The sequence below is a fragment of the Salinarchaeum laminariae genome (assembly GCF_023204835.1).
Lineage (GTDB): Archaea > Halobacteriota > Halobacteria > Halobacteriales > Salinarchaeaceae > Salinarchaeum > Salinarchaeum laminariae.
Window position 1 is genome coordinate 1,817,063 of sequence record NZ_CP096270.1, and the last position, 15,492, is coordinate 1,832,554.

A 15,492-nucleotide genomic window follows, 5' to 3' on the forward strand; every position below is an offset into this window, starting at 1 on the left:
CGGCTTGGAACGGGAGTGCATTGAGCGTTCGGCTGCCCGCCCGGACCGAGGACGCGAGGTCTCTGTCGCTACCGCGTGGGTAGCGAATCGGTACTGAGGGGCTCTCGTGGGCCGTTTCGAGCCGGTGGCGCCTAGCGATTCGAACGACCCGTACAGATTGGGAAGACAGCGGTCAGTCGTGGTGTTCGGAACGCTTTTCCGGTCGGTCGCCGTCGGTCACCATCAAATGACCGCGGGAGGGTTCGCGCCGTGACGATGGAGGATCGCCTCGACGAGCTCGAGGAGCTTCGCGAGGAGGCGCTGCTCGGGGGCGGCGAGGCCCGGATCGAGTCCCAGCACGACAAGGGCAAGAAGACCGCACGCGAGCGGATCGAGTATTTCCTCGACGACGAGACGTTCAACGAGTTCGACCAGCTCCGGACCCACAACACCCACAACTTCGGGATGGAGGAACGCCAGCTCCTCACCGACGGCGTGGTGACGGGCTACGGCGAGGTCGACGGTCGAACCGTCTTCGTCTTCGCCCACGACTTCACCGTCTTCGGGGGCTCGCTCGGTGAGGTGTTCGCAGAGAAGATCACGAAGGTGATGGACCAGGCGATGGAGGTCGGCGCGCCCCTGATCGGGCTGAACGACTCGGCGGGCGCCCGGATTCAGGAGGGCGTCGACGCGCTGGCAGGTTTCGCGGAGATCTTCCGCCGGAACCAGGAGGCCAGCGGCGTCATCCCACAGATCTCGGGGATCATGGGCCCGTGCGCCGGCGGAGCCGTCTACTCCCCCTCGATGACGGACTTCATCTTCATGGTGAACGACACCAGCCACATGTACATCACCGGCCCGTCCGTCATCGAGACCGTGACCGGTGAGGAGGTCACCCACGAGGAGCTCGGAGGCGCCAGTACCCACAGCTCCACGACCGGCGTTGCCCACTTCGCCGTCGACGACGAGGAACAGGCCCTCGACGACGTCCGGCGCCTGCTGTCCTACCTCCCGCAGAACAACGTCGAAGATCCGCCGCGCGTCGAGCCCTGGGACGAGCCCGATCGCCGTGACGCGGAGCTGCGGGAGATCGTCCCGCCGAGTCCGCAGAAACCCTACGACATGACGAACGTCCTCGATTCCGTTCTGGACGAGGGCTCGCTGTTCGAGGTCGGCGAGCGGTTCGCCGCCGAGATCGTCACCGGCTTCGGTCGGCTCGACGGCCGCTCCGTCGGCATCGTCGCCAACCAGCCCCGCGTCAACGCGGGGACGCTCACCGTCGACTCCTCGATGAAGGCCTCGCGGTTCGTCCGCTTCTGTGACGCGTTCAACGTCCCGATCCTCACCTTCGTCGACGTGCCCGGCTACATGCCCGGCACGGACCAGGAGCACCGCGGGATCATCCGCCACGGCGCGAAGCTCCTCTACGCCTACTCCGAGGCGACGGTTCCGCTACTGACCGTCATCACGCGGAAGGCCTACGGCGGCGCGTACTGCGTGATGTCCTCGAAACATCTCGGGGCGGACGTCAACTACGCCTGGCCGACGGCCGAGATCGCGGTGATGGGCCCGCAGGGAGCGGTGAACGTCCTCTATTCCGACGAGCTCGAGGCAGCGGAGGATCCCGACGAGCTTCGCGACGAGCTCATCGACGAGTACCGCGAGCAGTTCGCCAACCCCTACACCGCGGCGGACAAAGGCTACCTCGACGACGTGATCGATCCGATCGATACCCGCCCGCGCCTGATCGACGACCTGGAGATGCTCGAATCCAAGCGGGCGTCGAACCCCGACAAGAAACACGGCAACATCCCACTGTAAATGGCCGAACCAAGCCCAGTCGATCCGGAGGACGCATACGACGACGTCGAGCCGGCGGCCCGGGCCGCGGAGGGTGAGGCGAACGCCCTCGACTCCGACGTCGACATCGAGATTCCGGCCAGCGCGTCCACCGAGGAAGCCGCCGCGATCGTGGCCGCCATCGGCGCCCACGTTCGCGACCGCGAGGCCGCTGCGGCGGCCGCCGCGGCGAATACCGAACCCAGCTGGGAGGGCGATCGGTTCGCCTTCGCCGGCCGCGTCGAGCAGCTCCAGGGGCGATCCGTCCACGTGCCCGCGAGGGCACCGCGGGACGCATGGACTGCCTCTGGCCGCACCGATCGGTTCTGACCGCTACGGGGGTCGACCGAACGAAGGAGAGCGGGCATCCTGACGGTTTCTGCCGGTAATCAGCCGCTGTTAATGCGCCCGCCACCGGAACGGTCGCTCGATGGCGTGGCGGGAGCTACTGGTGGCGCTGCTCGCCGGGATCGTCCAGGGGGTCTTCGAGTGGCTCCCCATCTCGAGTCAGGGCAACCTCTCGATGCTGTTCACGGCGCTGGGGGAATCCGGAGAGACCGCGCTCGCGCTCTCCCTGTTCCTCCACCTCGGCACCACGATTGCCGCGACGGTTTACTATCGCGAGGACATCCGTGCAGCGAGCGAGGGGATATCGGCCTGGCGACCGCGAGCGGCCTTCGCGGCCGGCAACGCCGAGCCGTCGTTCGTTCTCATCGCGTCGGTCACGACCGGGCTCGTCGGCGTGCCGCTATATCTGCTGGCCGTCGATCTCGCGAGCGCGGTCAGCGGGGGCGTCTTCGTCGCCGGGGTTGGCGTCCTCCTGATCCTCACCGGCGTCGTCCAGCGCACGAGCGACGCCGTCGGGCTGGGCGAGCGCGAGCTGCCGACGTTCGCCGACGCCGTGTTCGTCGGTGCCGCACAGGCGTTCGCGATCCTCCCGGGCGTCTCCCGATCGGGCATGACGACCAGCGTTCTCCTGTTCGAGGGGTACGACGGTCCCGCGGCGTTCCGGCTCTCATTCCTGCTCTCGATTCCTGCCGGCCTCGGTGCGACGGCGCTGGTCGTGCTGGACGCCGGTGGGCTCCCCGAGATCGGGGTCGCCGCGGGCGCGATCGCGCTCACCGCCAGCGTGCTCGTCGGCTACCTGACGATCGACCTGTTGCTCGGCGTCGTCAAGCGGGTTCCCTTCTGGGCGGTCTGTTTCGGCCTCGGCGCGCTCGCGCTGCTCGGGGGCGGCGTGGTGATCGTCGTCGGTGGCTGAGTGGCGTTCGTTGTCGGTTGCTGTCCGTGATCGCTGCTGGTGACAGATGGCGGAGGAGCCACGGCTGCTGCAGCCGCGTCAGTAGCGGCCTCGAAGACGCGTTTCGCAGCGCATAATTTTCCGTCCGCTTCCCCTCTCGGCGCCACGTGACTGACCGGACCGCCGAAGCAAGCGGAAGCCGAACGTGGTCGGTGATCGATCCGCGGTCGGTGGCGGCCCCGGAGACGACGCTCGCCTTCGGTGGGTTGCTGACGGTGCTGGTGATCTGGCTGGTACCGGCAGTCGTCGTGGCCGGGGACGTCCCGCCGATCCCGGTGCTCGCCATCGCCCTCGGCACGTACGGTCTCCTCGCCGTCGCGACCCGCAGCGTCGTCCCCAGCGTCGTGGCGGCGATCCCAGTTCTCGCGACGGTGAACGCCGACGTGCCGCTCCTGCGTGGGCCAGAGCGAACCGTCGATCTCGCGGTGGTGATCGGCGATCTCGCGGTCGTTGCCGGCGCGGTACTCCTCGTACTCTGGCTCTTCGAGACCGACGCGAGCGCTTCGATTCGGACTCCCAGGGAGCTACTGGGACGGTCCTGGCGCACGATCGGCTGGCCGGCAGCGTTCCTCGCCGGCTTCGCGATCTGGGCGCTCCTCGGCGCGGCGTTCGCCACTCACGACCCGCGAACGGCCGCCGTGTTCGGCCTCACGCAACTGCGGTACGTCGCCTACTTTGTGGTCGCCGCCGGGCTCCTCGCAGTCGGGTACGCGACCCTCCGCAGTCTGACCGGCGCGTTCGTGCTCGCGATGATCGGTCACGCCGCTTTCGCGCTCGCACAGTTCGCGAACCGCGGCTCGCTCGGCGTCTCGACGCTCGGCGAAACCCCGCGCAGCAACGAGCTCACGATCGTGTTGCTCGGGCACGCGATGCCGATGGGTCGCTTCCTCGGCGGGCTGGTCGGGAACAACGCGGCGTTCGTCTCGCTCGCGCTCCCGGCCGTCGCCGTGCTCGTCTGGATGGTAGCGGATCCCGACCTGACAGCTCGGTTCCGTCTCCTCGCGCTGTCCGGCATCCTCTTTCTTGGGACCTTCTGCGTGCCGCTCTCGCAGTACGACTCGGCCGTCCTCGGCTTCGCGGTGACGATCGTGCTCGCAGTGATGCTCGCGAGCAGCCGCTACTGGCCGCCCCGGTATCGAGCCGTCTTCGAGCGCGAGCGTCCCAGACTGCTCGGCACCGCCACCGCCGCAGCGGTAGGTATGGCGGTGATCGTCGCGGTCGTCGGTGCCGACCTGGTTCTCGATGTCTTCCCGCTCGTCACCGGTGACAATCTGGAGACGCGGCTGGCAGATTATCGGCGGGCCTACGCCCTCGCGCTCGATCACCCGCTCGTTGGCTACGGCGGCGGGAACGTCGAGCCAGTCGCCGCCGAGATCGGGTTCAGCGACGACGTCGCTATCCACTCGATCGTCTACTCCCACCTCGCGGAGACCGGGTTCGTCGGCCTCGGGCTCTGGCTCGCTGCCGTGTTCGCGATCGCGGTTCGCGCGATTCGCCTCGCGTGGTCCGATGCCCCCGACGCCGCCGTCGCCACCGCGCTCTGCGTCGGCGCGCTCGGATTTCTGGCGATTGCCCTGCTCGATCAGATCTGGGACAACCACACATCGATGGGCGCGTTCTGGCTGTTCGCTGGCGCCATCGCGGGACGCTATCGGGCGTGGACGCGAGATCGGGAACTGTCGATGCGCTGAAGATGCGAAGATTCGGCGCGGGTACGTCGGCGCACCTAGTCCGCTCGCTCGCCGTCCGCGATCCACGGGTCCGGTCCCCGTCGCTCCTCGTCGCGTAGCTTTCGGCGGTAGGACTGCAGCGTCCAGAGCAGATCCTGCAGACGCCGCGTCGTGGACTCGTGATCGATTGGGAGCGCCGACAGGAGCAGTAAGGTCAGAATACGCTCGTCGGCAGCGCCATCGGCGACGAGACCGCGGAGCACGCCCCTGGCCTCTGTCGCGCGCCCCCCGTTGGCCAGCAGCCGTTTCGCGTAGCGATAGCGCATCTGTCGCTCGCGCTCCTCGCGATAGGGGCGCAGCTCCGGGAACCGTTGGCAGAGGTCCTCGATCTCGAGCCGTTCCAGGCGGTAGGCACGATCGACGTCGGAGCTGAGCGAGCCAGCAGTCTCGCGTTTGTAGGAGAGCGGCCGGGCGACGCGAGCGGGGGTGAACGATGCGAACAGCCGCGTCCAGAGGTGCTGGTCCTCTCGGACCTCGAATCGCTCGTCGAACCGCTCGTCCTCGAAACACGCTGCCCGGGCGATCACCGAGCGCGAGCCCACGCCGCCGCCGTTGCGGAACACGTCGACGTGGTGGCGATCCGGATCCCGGATCGGCGGCGAGTCGATCTGGTAGGCGTTTCCTCCTCGGAGCAGGTACTCGTCGGAGTAGACCAGATCCACGTCACCGTCAAGCACCGGGAGCTGTGCCGAGAGCTTGGCTGGATGCCAGTAGTCGTCGGCGTCGCAGAAGGCGATCACCGATCCGCTCGCGAGATCGAGCGCCCGGTTCCGTGCAGCGGCGACGCCGCGTGGCTCCTGGTGCTCGTAGGTCACTGCCGGCGACGCCCGGACCCGCTCCGGGAAGCCGGCAGGATCGCCGGAGTGGACGACGATCACTTCGATCCTGTCGTGGCTCTGGCGGAGGATGCTGTCGACCGCCTGCTCGAGGAATTCGAGCTCCTCGTAGGCAGGGAGCAAGACGGATACCAGCGGCGCCATCAGGCACCACCTCGGCGGCGGGACGCTGCACGTGGCGGTCGTCGGTTCCGTCGCGCCTCTCGTCGTCCCCGATGCACCGCTTGTCGCCTCCGATGCACCGCCCGCCGTCCGCACCCAGTATCTGTCTGGAACATATTACTCTGCAGACACCTCCACGTCGGTGCGATCCTCCAGACTGACGTGCTCGTGGATCGGCATCGCCAGGAACGTCAGGAGACAGAGCAGCTCCGAGCGGCGGTTCGACCCCTCGCAGTGGGCCCGGTACTCCGAGCGAATCCCAGCAGGGTCGAGCCAGTCGTACCGATCGACGACGTCGCGTTTGCGGCGCATGCAGTCGTGGACTAGCGGTCGCGACCGTAGTAGCTCGTCGAGGTCGGTCGTGAAGCCGACGCCCCGCGTCTCCGAGTGAGAGAGCCGCGTCCGGATCCGGCGCCGGCCGCCCTGCAAGCGATGGCTCGCGTACTGCACCGGGAACGACCGACGCGGGGCGACGCCACGAGCGGCGTGTGGAATCTCCGCGAGCTCGGGCGAGCACTCCCGTATCACCGCGTTCTGGACGTCGGTCCTGAGCAGCCGTCCGAGCGGCTGAGCGAGGATCCAGTCGAGCAGCCGGTAGTCGAAATGCGGGTTCGTCGCCGGCATGGTCTGACACAGCGACGCGTAGAAGAGGAACGAGTGCCGGTTCGTGACGGGGTAGATCGAGGCGAACAGCAGGTCCGTGAGGTCGCCGTATCGGACACCGTGGTGGTCGATCTCGCCGTCGACGCGTCCGATATTCCCAGCGAGCACGCCGCGAGCGTCGCTCGACGATCGGCAGTAGTCCGGCAGCCGATGGGAGTGTTTGTCGAGGGTGCCATCGAGGTAGAAGCCGAGATACTCCTCGATTGACTCGGGTCGATCGAGCAGCGGGAGTGGAAGCCGACCGAGCGGGGTAGGGACGGAGTAGCTCGGGAGCGTTCCGCCGCTGTAGACGTCGCCGTAGAGCCCGGTGAACAGCAGGTCACAGGACGACCGGAGCTCCTCGGCGAACTCGTAGACGTGCGCCTGATTGAACCAGGATCCGAAATCACACAGCGACGCGTTCGGCTCGAGTGAGTCGGCGAGATACTCGCTATCCCGATGGAGGATGCGCGTTTCGGCCTCCGCCACGTCGAGCACGCGCCTGGCGACCTGGGTCTCGACTGCCGATTCGTCGCTCGTGACGTGGAAACCGACCGGCGGCGCGTCCAGCGCTGCGACGATCGCACGCGAGTCGTTCCCGCCGCTGACGAGCACGCCGGTCTGCGCGGTGGGTTCGGTAGATCCGGCGAGCTCGCCGTCGGCAGTTCGCTCCACTGCCCGACCTCCGTTGCTCGCGGTGGCGCCGTCACTACTCGTCGCAGAGACCAGTGGCTCGTCGTTTTCGCGTGCAGTCGGTTCGCGGGGCTGTCGATGCCGGCGCACTGGCCTCGCCCCACCAGCGGTGCCTTCGCGATCCGCGACCGCCGCCCGAAACCGGTCGACGTACTCCTGCCGAGCGGCCCCGCGGTCTCTCGCCGTCGCCTGGTGCTCGGGCCGCCAGTAGACGCTGGTATCGACGGCGTTGCTCGCGCAGTCGATCGTCGTGATCGCGCCGGGGTGAGCGAGCGCGACGCCCTCGAGTGGCGTCCGGAGGCCGAAGGTGCGCCGGAACGCAAAATATTCATAGAGGATCTCCCGGTCGAAGGCGACGGATACCCCAGGATGAGCCGCGAGGATCTGCAGCGAACTACAGAAAACGACGTCGCCGTCGTCGGTTCGCGTCCAATAGATCGGGTGGGTCCCCAGCCGGTCGGTGACGAGGCTGATCCGTCCACCGCTGTCCCGGCTTGCAACGGTGCCATTTGGGTGATAGGCGACGATCGCGTACTCGCCGTTGAGGGTCGCGACGGTGTCGAACCCGTCGCGATCGTAGATATCTCGGCAGTATTCGGCGGGCGTCGCGGTTGGTGCCACCTCCCGTCGAGGCTGGTACTCTGTCCCGTGACCGTACACCTGTCCCCAGCACCACAGCAAGGTCCCATCAGCGGCCTCGACCGGCTGAGATGCGGTGTGATGGCTGACCAGCGAGACGGCTGCGTCGGCCCGGACGGCCCGCCGCTCGATCTCGTCGCCAAACCGGTGGAGCGCTTCGGCGAGCTCGCGGAGGCTGCGCCGGCCGCCCTCGGCGACCCCGCCACAGACGCCAGTCATGACTACCCGATGGCGTCACACGGGGATTGTTCTGCTCTGCGTACCGTGGCGGCGCCTACTATTACCCCTCGCTGCCCGCAGTCTGAGTCAGCGTGAGTCTCGCGGCAAAGCTGTCCACGGACGTGCTGGTCACGACGCTGGTCAAGATCTCGCTCAAGCTCCGGGGGATCGTCGTCATCCCGCTGGTGACGATCTACCTCGGAACCGCGGCCTACGGCGCGTACGCACAGGTCTTCGCGGTCGCCACGCTGCTCGGACAGGTGACGCTGCTGGGCCTCGATACGGGGATCGTCCAGTTCTTCCAGCAGTACGGTGAGGACCGATCGGTCACCTACTGGACGCTCGCGAGTGCGCTCTTGCTCACCGGGACTGGGAGTATGCTCGTCGTAGCTGCGGCCGCGCCGCTACTGGCGACGTACACGCTCGGAGATCGGGCGTTCGCGACGACGTTTCTCGTCGGCTCGGCGCTCGTTCCACTGACCGTCTGGCTGCGCTTCGGCCAGGGCTACCTCCGCGCCACCCGGCGCATCAAGTACTACTCCCTCTCGGACGTGGCGGTGGTCTACGGCCACATCGCGGCGGTGGCTGGCACAGTGTTGCTGACGGATTTCGGGATCGCCGGCGTGCTCGCCGTCGTCGTCGCGACCCGGGCGGTCGCCGTCGGCGGCATTCACCTCGCGATCGTTCGAGAGGTGGGCGTCGCGAGCCCCTCGCTCGAACGGTTCCGCTACTTTCTGGGCTACTCGGTGCCGACGATGGGCACGGACGTGGCTCGTTCGACGCTCACGCAGGCCGATCGGCTGCTCGTCGGCGCCGTCCTCGGGGCGACTGCGGTCGGCGTCTACTCCGTCGCCTACCAGGTCGCACAGGGGATGCTCCTCTACGTTCGGCCGCTCTCGATCACGCTGTTCCCGGAGTTCTCGCGGCTCTGGGCGGAGGAGCGGCCGCGCGTCCGCGATCTCACGATCACAGCGCTCCGGTATTTCATCGCGCTCGCGGTGCCGACGATCGGTGGCCTCTGGCTCATCGGCAAGTCGATCCTGAACCTGCTCACCACGCCCGACGTCGCGGCGGAGGCGGCGCCGCTGCTGGTGTTGCTCGCGATCGGCATTCTCCTTCAGGGCGTCTCCGAGATCTACACGGAGCTGTTCTACGCTGCTGACCAGACGAGCGTCCCGCTCCGGATTCAGGGCGTCGCAGCGATCGTCAACGTGGCGTTGAACGCACTCCTCTTGCCCACGATCGGCATTCAGGGGGCGGCGATCGCGACGATCGTCACGTTCGCGCTGGCGGCTGGGACGACCGCCATCGCCTTCCAGTACTGGCTCCCGGTGGTGCCGCCGTTCAGATCGGTCGCCGCACCGATCGCTGCCACCGCGATCATGACTGCCGCCTTCTGGGTGGTAGCGCCGTGGTGGCCGCTGACGCTCGTCCTCGCGCCGGTCGTCTACGGCGTCGCGTTCGTCGCGCTGGGCGGCGTCGAGCGCGGGGAGCTCGCCGGGTTGCTTCACCACGTCGGCGGCTGAGGAACGCTGTGAATCCGCGGTTCCGGCGATCGAGCACTCGCCGTGAGGGCCGGTACGACGAGGTTACTCGGCCGCAGCGGTTTGATCGAGCGGTTCGCCACGTCCTTATTCGCCGTTCACGCCCCACCGTCTCGGTCGTAAAACCGGAGCACTTGGCGGCGGATCGGTGCCGGTGGAACGCCCCTGCTCTCCGGCGGCATCGCCGTCCACGCCGTCTTCGGTCGCACCGTCGAACCGGTCGGTAAGCCGGCTCGAACAATAGGCCGTCGGCCCCTCGATTCTGGTCAATGTCCGGCGCGTACTGGGATCGGCAGCTCGACCAACGGCTCGGGCTCGTCGCCGTCGCCCTCCTGATGGCGCTCTACCCGTTTCACCTCTACGTGACCCGTATCGTCGTGATAAATCTGAGCTACGGCGATCTGCTGATCGGCGTCGTCGGCGTGGCCTGGCTGCTCGGCGTCGTGGGTATCCGCCGTCTGCCGCGATTCACCTACCCCGCGTTCGCGTTCGTCGCGATCGCGACGTTTTCTGTGGTGCTGGCGCTGGCGACCGACCCGCCGTATCTCGTCCCCAAACACTCGGCGATGGTCCTGCTGAAGCTCCTCGGTGCGATCGCGTGGTTCGTCGGTATCTTCGTGCTCTGTACGCGGGACACCATCAGGCGGACGCAGGTGCTGGCGCTGGTCTCGGTGCTGGTCGGTGCGGTGTTCGCCGTCCAGTCGGCACGCCAGGGGCTGTTCATGGGCGAGCTTCGTCCGACCGGGCCGTTCGAGAACCCCAACATCTACGCGAACTACCTCCTCTTGAACGGGTTCCTCGCGGCGTATCTCGTCGGCACGCTCCAGCCCGAACGCCCCTACCTCGGAGGCTTGCTCTCGCTCACGATCCCGCTGTTCGCCGCGAGCCTGATCGTGACCGCGTCCCGTGGATCGCTGATCGGGGCCGCGGCCGGCGCTATCCTCCTCCCGGTGCTCTATCCGGGACTGAATCTCCGTCCGTACACGAAGCCGGCGTTCGTCGTCCCGGCGGCCTTGTCGGCCGCAGCGGGCTACGTCGTTCTGGAGTCCGACCGGTGGATACGCGACCGCGTCATCTCCTCCGTCGAATCATCCGCAAAGAACGCCGACACGCGCGTTCGCCGGTGGGAACACGGGGTCGACGCCTTTCTCGATCATCCGATCTTCGGTATCGGGTACGGACAGTCCCAGAACTACGTTCGCGAGGCAGGGTTCGGCGGCCCGTACCCGCGGCTCCACAACACTCACCTCACGATCCTTTCGGAGACGGGTGTGGTGGGCGCGGTCGCGTTCTATGCTCTCTTCGCCTCCGTTGTCGTCCAGAGCGTTCGCCTCGCCCGCGAGCACGACCCGGCCTACGCCTTCCTCGGAAGCTTCGTTGTCGCGGTCATGGCGACCGGACTCGTGACTGGCGTCCAGACGTTCCGATCGCTCTGGATCACCGTCGGCATCGTCGCCGCGCTATCCTACCACCATTTCGGCGAGTCGCTCGACGTTCGCGAGGTCGGGGCGGACGTAGAGGCGGCAGTCGACTCTGTCGCCGCATCGATCGGCTGGATGCGGGCCTGGTAGGACCAACAGGGCGGTACCGGTACCTCACGGCGGGAGTGTCCAGACCCGGCCTCGCCTAGATGTAGCCGAGGTCCTCGAGGCGCTGCTGGGTAGCTGCACCGACGTCTGCCTCCTCCTCGGTGTCCTCCCCAGAACGCTCCCCCGTTCCAGCCATCTCGCCGTGCTCGTCGTGGAGCCGGTCCCGAAGCCGCGCCGCAAGCCCGGCCGGTGCCTGCTCCGACCGCGAATCGACTGCCGTCTTCGCGTTCGAGTACGACCCGACGGCCGTCTCCGCGTCCGTCGTCGAATCGTCGACCACCGCTGCTGGCCGGCCGACGCTGTAGAGCGCCTCGCTGCCGTCGGTCCTCTCGACGAGCTTCCATCCCGGTGTTCTGATGCTCCGTAACCCGCTATCGAACTGATCGAGATCGACCTCGACGGCGTCGACGCGCTCGGCGAGCGTCTCGACGTCGGGCTGGGGAGTGACGTACTCGCCAATGACGTAGTCGCGATCACGCGGATCGAGGAGCGACTGCTGTGTGATCGAGGGATCAGCGGGGTGGTCGACGCCGGCGAGATCGAGGATCGTCGGGTAGAGGTCCCGCAGTTCGCGGAGTCCGGCGCCGGCTGGGGGAACGTCGATGCCCTCGGGAGTATGACAGACCAGTGGGACGTGCGTGAGCGTGTCGTGGAGCGAGTACTGGTGGTCCATGAGGCCGTGATCGCCCAGATTCTCCCCGTGATCGCCGACGACGAAGACGACCGTGTCATCCAGCAGCGCGCGCTTCTCGAGCGTGTCGTAGAGCGCACCGATCCGACGATCGAGATAGTGAAGTTCGCCCAGATAGAGCGCGTGAAGGAGAGCAAAGTCACGCTCGGTCATCGACTCCACCCCGGCGATGTAGGCCCACGCGTCCTGATTGACGCGACTCGCGTCGTCGAAATCGGCGTCTTCCGGAAGAAAGCGCGATCGGTGGCCGCGCGGCGGTCGGTACTCGAGGTGTGGTTCGAGATAGTTCACGAACGCGAAGAACGGCCGCGTCGCATCCTGTGTGCGATCGAGCCAGCGCTCGATCCGTCGGTTCGTGAGCCACGCGCCGTCGTCGTAGCGATGTCGGATGAGCTTCGCGTGGAGCACGTTCGCGACCGTCGGCGGCAGCTCGCGCAATGAGAGCTCCGCGCCGAGACCACGCAGTTTGTCGATGGCGCCGTCGCGTCGTTTCGCGACGCGGATGAGATCCACGTCGCTCTCGAACAGCTCCCAGCCCGATCTGAACGTCTCGAACCCGCGATCGAAGCCGACGTCGCTGCTCACCCAGCTATTGTTCGAGAACGCCGCGGTCTGATAGCCCTCGTCGGCGAGCACCTCGGCGATCGGCGGGACGTCCGGATCGAACGTCTTCGACCCGGCGTGTGTGCCGTGATCGGACGTATACTGCCCCGTGAACATCGAGGCGTGGGAGGGCAGCGTCCACGGCCCCGTCGTGAACACGTTGGTCACGACCTCGCCGTTCTCGGCGATCCGGTGGAGGTTCGGCGTCACGTCCGGCCGCCCGAGCACGTCGCGAGCCCTGGCGGTGTCCATCACGATGAGAACGACGTTCGGGCGGTCGGGGGTGGTCTCGCTGCGCGGCAGGCGCCGGCCCGATCCCGTGGGGTTCGTCGTGTTCACGACTCGGCCACCTCCTGCAGAAACGCCTCGTAGCGATCGACGTACGCCTCGACGGAGAACCTCTCTTCGACGAGTGACTGTCCGCGTCTCGCCATCGCCCTGGCGGCATCCGGATTGCCGAGGATCGAGCGCAGTGCGGCGGCGATTTCGATCGGCGCGTCGGGTGCGATCAGGAGTCCGGTCTCGCCGTCCCGGACGACCTCCCGCGTCCCGCCGACGTCCGTGGCCACGACTGGCAGCCCCATCGAGAGCGCCTCTCTGACGACGCCGGGGACGCCCTCGTTGCGCGAGGGAAGGACGAACGCGTCGAGGCGGTCGTAGAAGGACGGCATGTCATCGACCCAGCCGAGGAACTCGACGGGGGCGTCGTGGTCACTCTCGGCGACGCTGTCACTCTCTGCGACCCGCTGGCGGAGCGCCTCGGCGTACTCACGGTCGGCGTCGTGTGGCGGTTCGCCCGCGACGAGAAACTGGACGTCGGATCGCTCTGCGGATAGCTCGATCGCCGCGGAGACGAAGTCGTCGACGCCCTTTCGCGGCGTGAGGGAGGCCGCCGTCCCGATGGTGTAGGGCGGCTGGCTGAGCGGTGGCGTTGCCCGCCGTGCGGAGAACCGCTCGACGTCGATCCCCTTCGGAAATATCCGAAGCGAGTCGGCGTACTGCTCGTACTGCTCGTCGGTGAACAGCCGGCGAGCCTGCCCGTCTGACTCGATGAACACCCGGTCTGCGAGGCGCAGGCCGACGCTGTTGAGGGTGCGATAGAGCCCCTCGGAGGGCTGTCCGAGGCCGATGTTCCAGACGACCGGCGTCCGGCTCCCGACCGCGAACGGCGCGATCGTGAGCAGGCTCCGGAGGTTCATACACCAGACGACGTCGGCGGTTCCAAGCACGGATCTGGCCTCGAGATTGAACTGGCCGAGCCGCGCCACCGTGCCGATCGAGCGCAGCGTCGACTGCTCCAGGATTTGGCCGTCGTACCGATCCAGCGACCCTCTGAAGGGCACCACGTCGACGGCGATTTCGCCGCGGAGCCGCTCGCAGAGGCGGTCCTCGGTGTGGGCGAGGAGCACCGGGCGGACGGCGTCCTGGTCGAGGCGCGTCAGGAGCCGGCAGACCATCTCCGATCCGCCCCCGTGAGAGGGCGGTGAGCCGTCGAAGAACACGGCCGTTTTCGCGTCGCTGGCTGTCGGTTTCTCGCCAGTCGGATCGGCTCGATCGGCGCAATCGACTCTCGCGGGGGTTCGTGGGGTTCGGTCACCGATCTCTTCGGCACGCTCGGGATCGAGATCGGCGGCGCTGACGGTCGGGGCTGTGGGTGTAGCGTTCATGAGGATGAGTGCCTCTCGGCGAGTGTTTCGAGCGCTCGCGTCGTCCTGCGGACTGTCGATCGCCAGTCGAGGTTCTCGCGAGAAGCCGCTCCCGCGGGTCTGCTCGCCCGATCGGCTCCGGAGGACTGTCGAGCGGCAAGCTGGTCCGTCACCGACCCCCCATCGCTCACCGCGTCGGTCGTCGACACCGCCGCCGCAGGAGTTGCACGGCCGGCGCCGTCCGTATCCAGCTCCAGCGATTCGATCACGGCCGCGGCCAGTGCGTCGACGTCCTCGACGGGCACCGTGTGAACGCCAGGGTCGTCGAGCGCGGCGACGTGATCGAGATCCGTCGTCACCACCGGGATTCCCGACGCGCGAGCCTCCAGCACCGTCCTGGGCATTCCCTCCGCGCGGCTGGGCAGGACGAGTACGTCGGCTGCCCGGTAGACCGCGGGCATCTCGTCGTAGTCGACGTGGCCGAGGACGGCCACCGCGCTGTCGCTGTCGGACGAATCGGCGACCGCCGGGTCGTCCTCTAGCTCTTCGCGCAGCGGCCCGTCGCCACACACCGCGAGCGTCGCGGTCGGGACCGACTTGCGAATCTCCTCCATCCCTGCGATGGCGTCCTGCGGTCGCTTGCCCTCGACGAGTCGCCCGACGAAGAGAACGGTCGGTCCCGCAGCGTCGAGCCGCTCGCTCTCGGGACCGTCGGGCCGGAACCGCTCGGTGTCGACGCCGTTGGGCACGACGGCGACCGGCGTGGTGACGCCGAGGTCCCGGAGCCGCCGTTCGTCCACGTCGGTGTAACAGAAGACCAGATCGGCCTGCTCGAACGTCCAGCGTCCGGCCGTCTGGAGGTACGCCTCGAAGATCGAGGCCGGGGCAGTCTGTGAGTAGAGGCCATGGTTGGTGATCGCCAGCGGAGTGGCCGAGCGGCGCCGTTCCAGTGCGGCCAGATTCGTCGACGCGTAGAGGTGGGAGTGCGCGTGGACGACGTCGAACTCGTTGGCTGCGTGGAGATACCGCGCCAACCCCACCGAGAGGGCGTTTCCGAGGAGCCGCGCGGTCGTGTTGAACCGCACGACCGTGTAGCCATCTCGCGACTCGACGTGTGGTCGGCTCGATTCGGCTACACTCTGTTCTGATCGATCGGGCTCGTTTCCTGACCTACCGGCCCCTGCTCCCGATCGCTCGGGCTGCCCTTCGAACTGATCGGACCCCGTCCCTCGCCCATCCGACGGCTGCCTGACAGTCAGCACCGTAACCTCGTGGCCCATCGCCGCCTGATCGCGGCTCAGTGCGTGGACGTGGTAGGCACCGCCGCCGGTCACGTCCGGGTGGAGCGTCTGGGCTACGCGGAGGATTCTCACGCTGCGA

At 67.6% G+C, this 15,492-nt stretch carries 11 protein-coding genes; 6 read left to right on the top strand and 5 right to left on the bottom strand.

Translation table 11 applies throughout. The features are described 5' to 3' along the window. Positions 1 to 255 precede the first annotated feature (255 nt). From MXF70_RS08520 to MXF70_RS08535, 4 genes are all read left to right on the top strand, one after another. The gene (locus MXF70_RS08520) at positions 256 to 1,800 is read left to right on the top strand and encodes an acyl-CoA carboxylase subunit beta (RefSeq protein WP_248515198.1); all 1,545 of its coding nucleotides are present in this window, start codon (positions 256 to 258) and stop codon (positions 1,798 to 1,800) included. Beyond that, on the top strand, positions 1,801 to 2,148 hold the full coding sequence (locus tag MXF70_RS08525) for a DUF8022 family protein (RefSeq protein ID WP_248515199.1): 348 nt from the start codon (positions 1,801 to 1,803) through the stop codon (positions 2,146 to 2,148). Positions 2,149 to 2,248: 100 nt separating this feature from the next. Beyond that, positions 2,249 to 3,079 (top strand): undecaprenyl-diphosphate phosphatase, encoded by an 831-nt coding sequence (locus MXF70_RS08530; protein WP_248515200.1) that lies wholly within the window; start codon positions 2,249 to 2,251, stop codon positions 3,077 to 3,079. Positions 3,080 to 3,225: 146 nt separating this feature from the next. Further along, the gene (locus MXF70_RS08535) at positions 3,226 to 4,809 is read left to right on the top strand and encodes an O-antigen ligase family protein (RefSeq protein WP_248515201.1); all 1,584 of its coding nucleotides are present in this window, start codon (positions 3,226 to 3,228) and stop codon (positions 4,807 to 4,809) included. A gap of 35 nt (positions 4,810 to 4,844) precedes the next feature. Here the strand turns inward: MXF70_RS08535 and MXF70_RS08540 are convergent, their stop codons facing one another. Together MXF70_RS08540 and MXF70_RS08545 are read right to left on the bottom strand one after the other, a co-directional pair. After that, positions 4,845 to 5,828, bottom strand: coding sequence for a glycosyltransferase family 2 protein (locus tag MXF70_RS08540; RefSeq protein ID WP_248515202.1), 984 nt, complete (start codon positions 5,826 to 5,828; stop codon positions 4,845 to 4,847). 135 nt (positions 5,829 to 5,963) lie between these two features. Further along, positions 5,964 to 8,039 carry an asparagine synthetase B family protein gene (locus MXF70_RS08545; protein ID WP_248515203.1) on the bottom strand — a complete coding sequence of 692 codons (2,076 nt, stop codon included), beginning with the start codon at positions 8,037 to 8,039 and terminating at the stop codon, positions 5,964 to 5,966. A gap of 92 nt (positions 8,040 to 8,131) precedes the next feature. On the opposite strand from MXF70_RS08545, the gene MXF70_RS08550 reads away from it, so the two are divergent. Both MXF70_RS08550 and MXF70_RS08555 read left to right on the top strand, forming a co-directional pair. After that, complete coding sequence (locus MXF70_RS08550) at positions 8,132 to 9,565, top strand: flippase (protein ID WP_248515204.1); 1,434 nt, start codon at positions 8,132 to 8,134, stop codon at positions 9,563 to 9,565. Positions 9,566 to 9,852: 287 nt separating this feature from the next. Continuing rightward, entirely contained in the window at positions 9,853 to 11,154 is a 1,302-nt protein-coding gene (locus MXF70_RS08555; protein ID WP_248515205.1) for an O-antigen ligase family protein, read from the top strand. Between the two features lie 55 nt (positions 11,155 to 11,209). Here the strand turns inward: MXF70_RS08555 and MXF70_RS08560 are convergent, their stop codons facing one another. Genes MXF70_RS08560 through MXF70_RS08570 form a run of 3 tightly spaced genes read right to left on the bottom strand, consistent with a single transcriptional unit; the run spans position 11,210 to position 15,485 of the window. After that, positions 11,210 to 12,805, bottom strand: a complete 1,596-nt coding sequence (locus MXF70_RS08560) for a sulfatase (protein ID WP_248515206.1) — start codon at positions 12,803 to 12,805, stop codon at positions 11,210 to 11,212. After that, positions 12,802 to 14,133, bottom strand: a complete 1,332-nt coding sequence (locus MXF70_RS08565; protein WP_248515207.1) for a glycosyltransferase family 4 protein — start codon at positions 14,131 to 14,133, stop codon at positions 12,802 to 12,804. Before MXF70_RS08565 ends, MXF70_RS08560 begins: the two co-directional genes overlap by 4 nt. Further along, positions 14,130 to 15,485 carry a glycosyltransferase family 4 protein gene (locus MXF70_RS08570; RefSeq protein WP_248515208.1) on the bottom strand — a complete coding sequence of 452 codons (1,356 nt, stop codon included), beginning with the start codon at positions 15,483 to 15,485 and terminating at the stop codon, positions 14,130 to 14,132. The genes MXF70_RS08565 and MXF70_RS08570 overlap by 4 nt, the downstream gene beginning before the upstream one ends. Between the last annotated feature and the right edge of the window lie 7 nt (positions 15,486 to 15,492).

What these genes read in the sequence shown, in the direction of transcription:
- MXF70_RS08565 (WP_248515207.1), bottom strand. Translation starts at nt 14,133, where the DNA reads ATGAACGCTACACCCACAGCCCCGACCGTCAGCGCCGCCGATCTCGAT.
- MXF70_RS08555 (WP_248515205.1), top strand. Translation starts at nt 9,853, where the DNA reads ATGTCCGGCGCGTACTGGGATCGGCAGCTCGACCAACGGCTCGGGCTC.
- MXF70_RS08530 (WP_248515200.1), top strand. Translation starts at nt 2,249, where the DNA reads ATGGCGTGGCGGGAGCTACTGGTGGCGCTGCTCGCCGGGATCGTCCAG.
- MXF70_RS08540 (WP_248515202.1), bottom strand. Translation starts at nt 5,828, where the DNA reads ATGGCGCCGCTGGTATCCGTCTTGCTCCCTGCCTACGAGGAGCTCGAA.
- MXF70_RS08520 (WP_248515198.1), top strand. Translation starts at nt 256, where the DNA reads ATGGAGGATCGCCTCGACGAGCTCGAGGAGCTTCGCGAGGAGGCGCTG.
- MXF70_RS08525 (WP_248515199.1), top strand. Translation starts at nt 1,801, where the DNA reads ATGGCCGAACCAAGCCCAGTCGATCCGGAGGACGCATACGACGACGTC.
- MXF70_RS08545 (WP_248515203.1), bottom strand. Translation starts at nt 8,039, where the DNA reads ATGACTGGCGTCTGTGGCGGGGTCGCCGAGGGCGGCCGGCGCAGCCTC.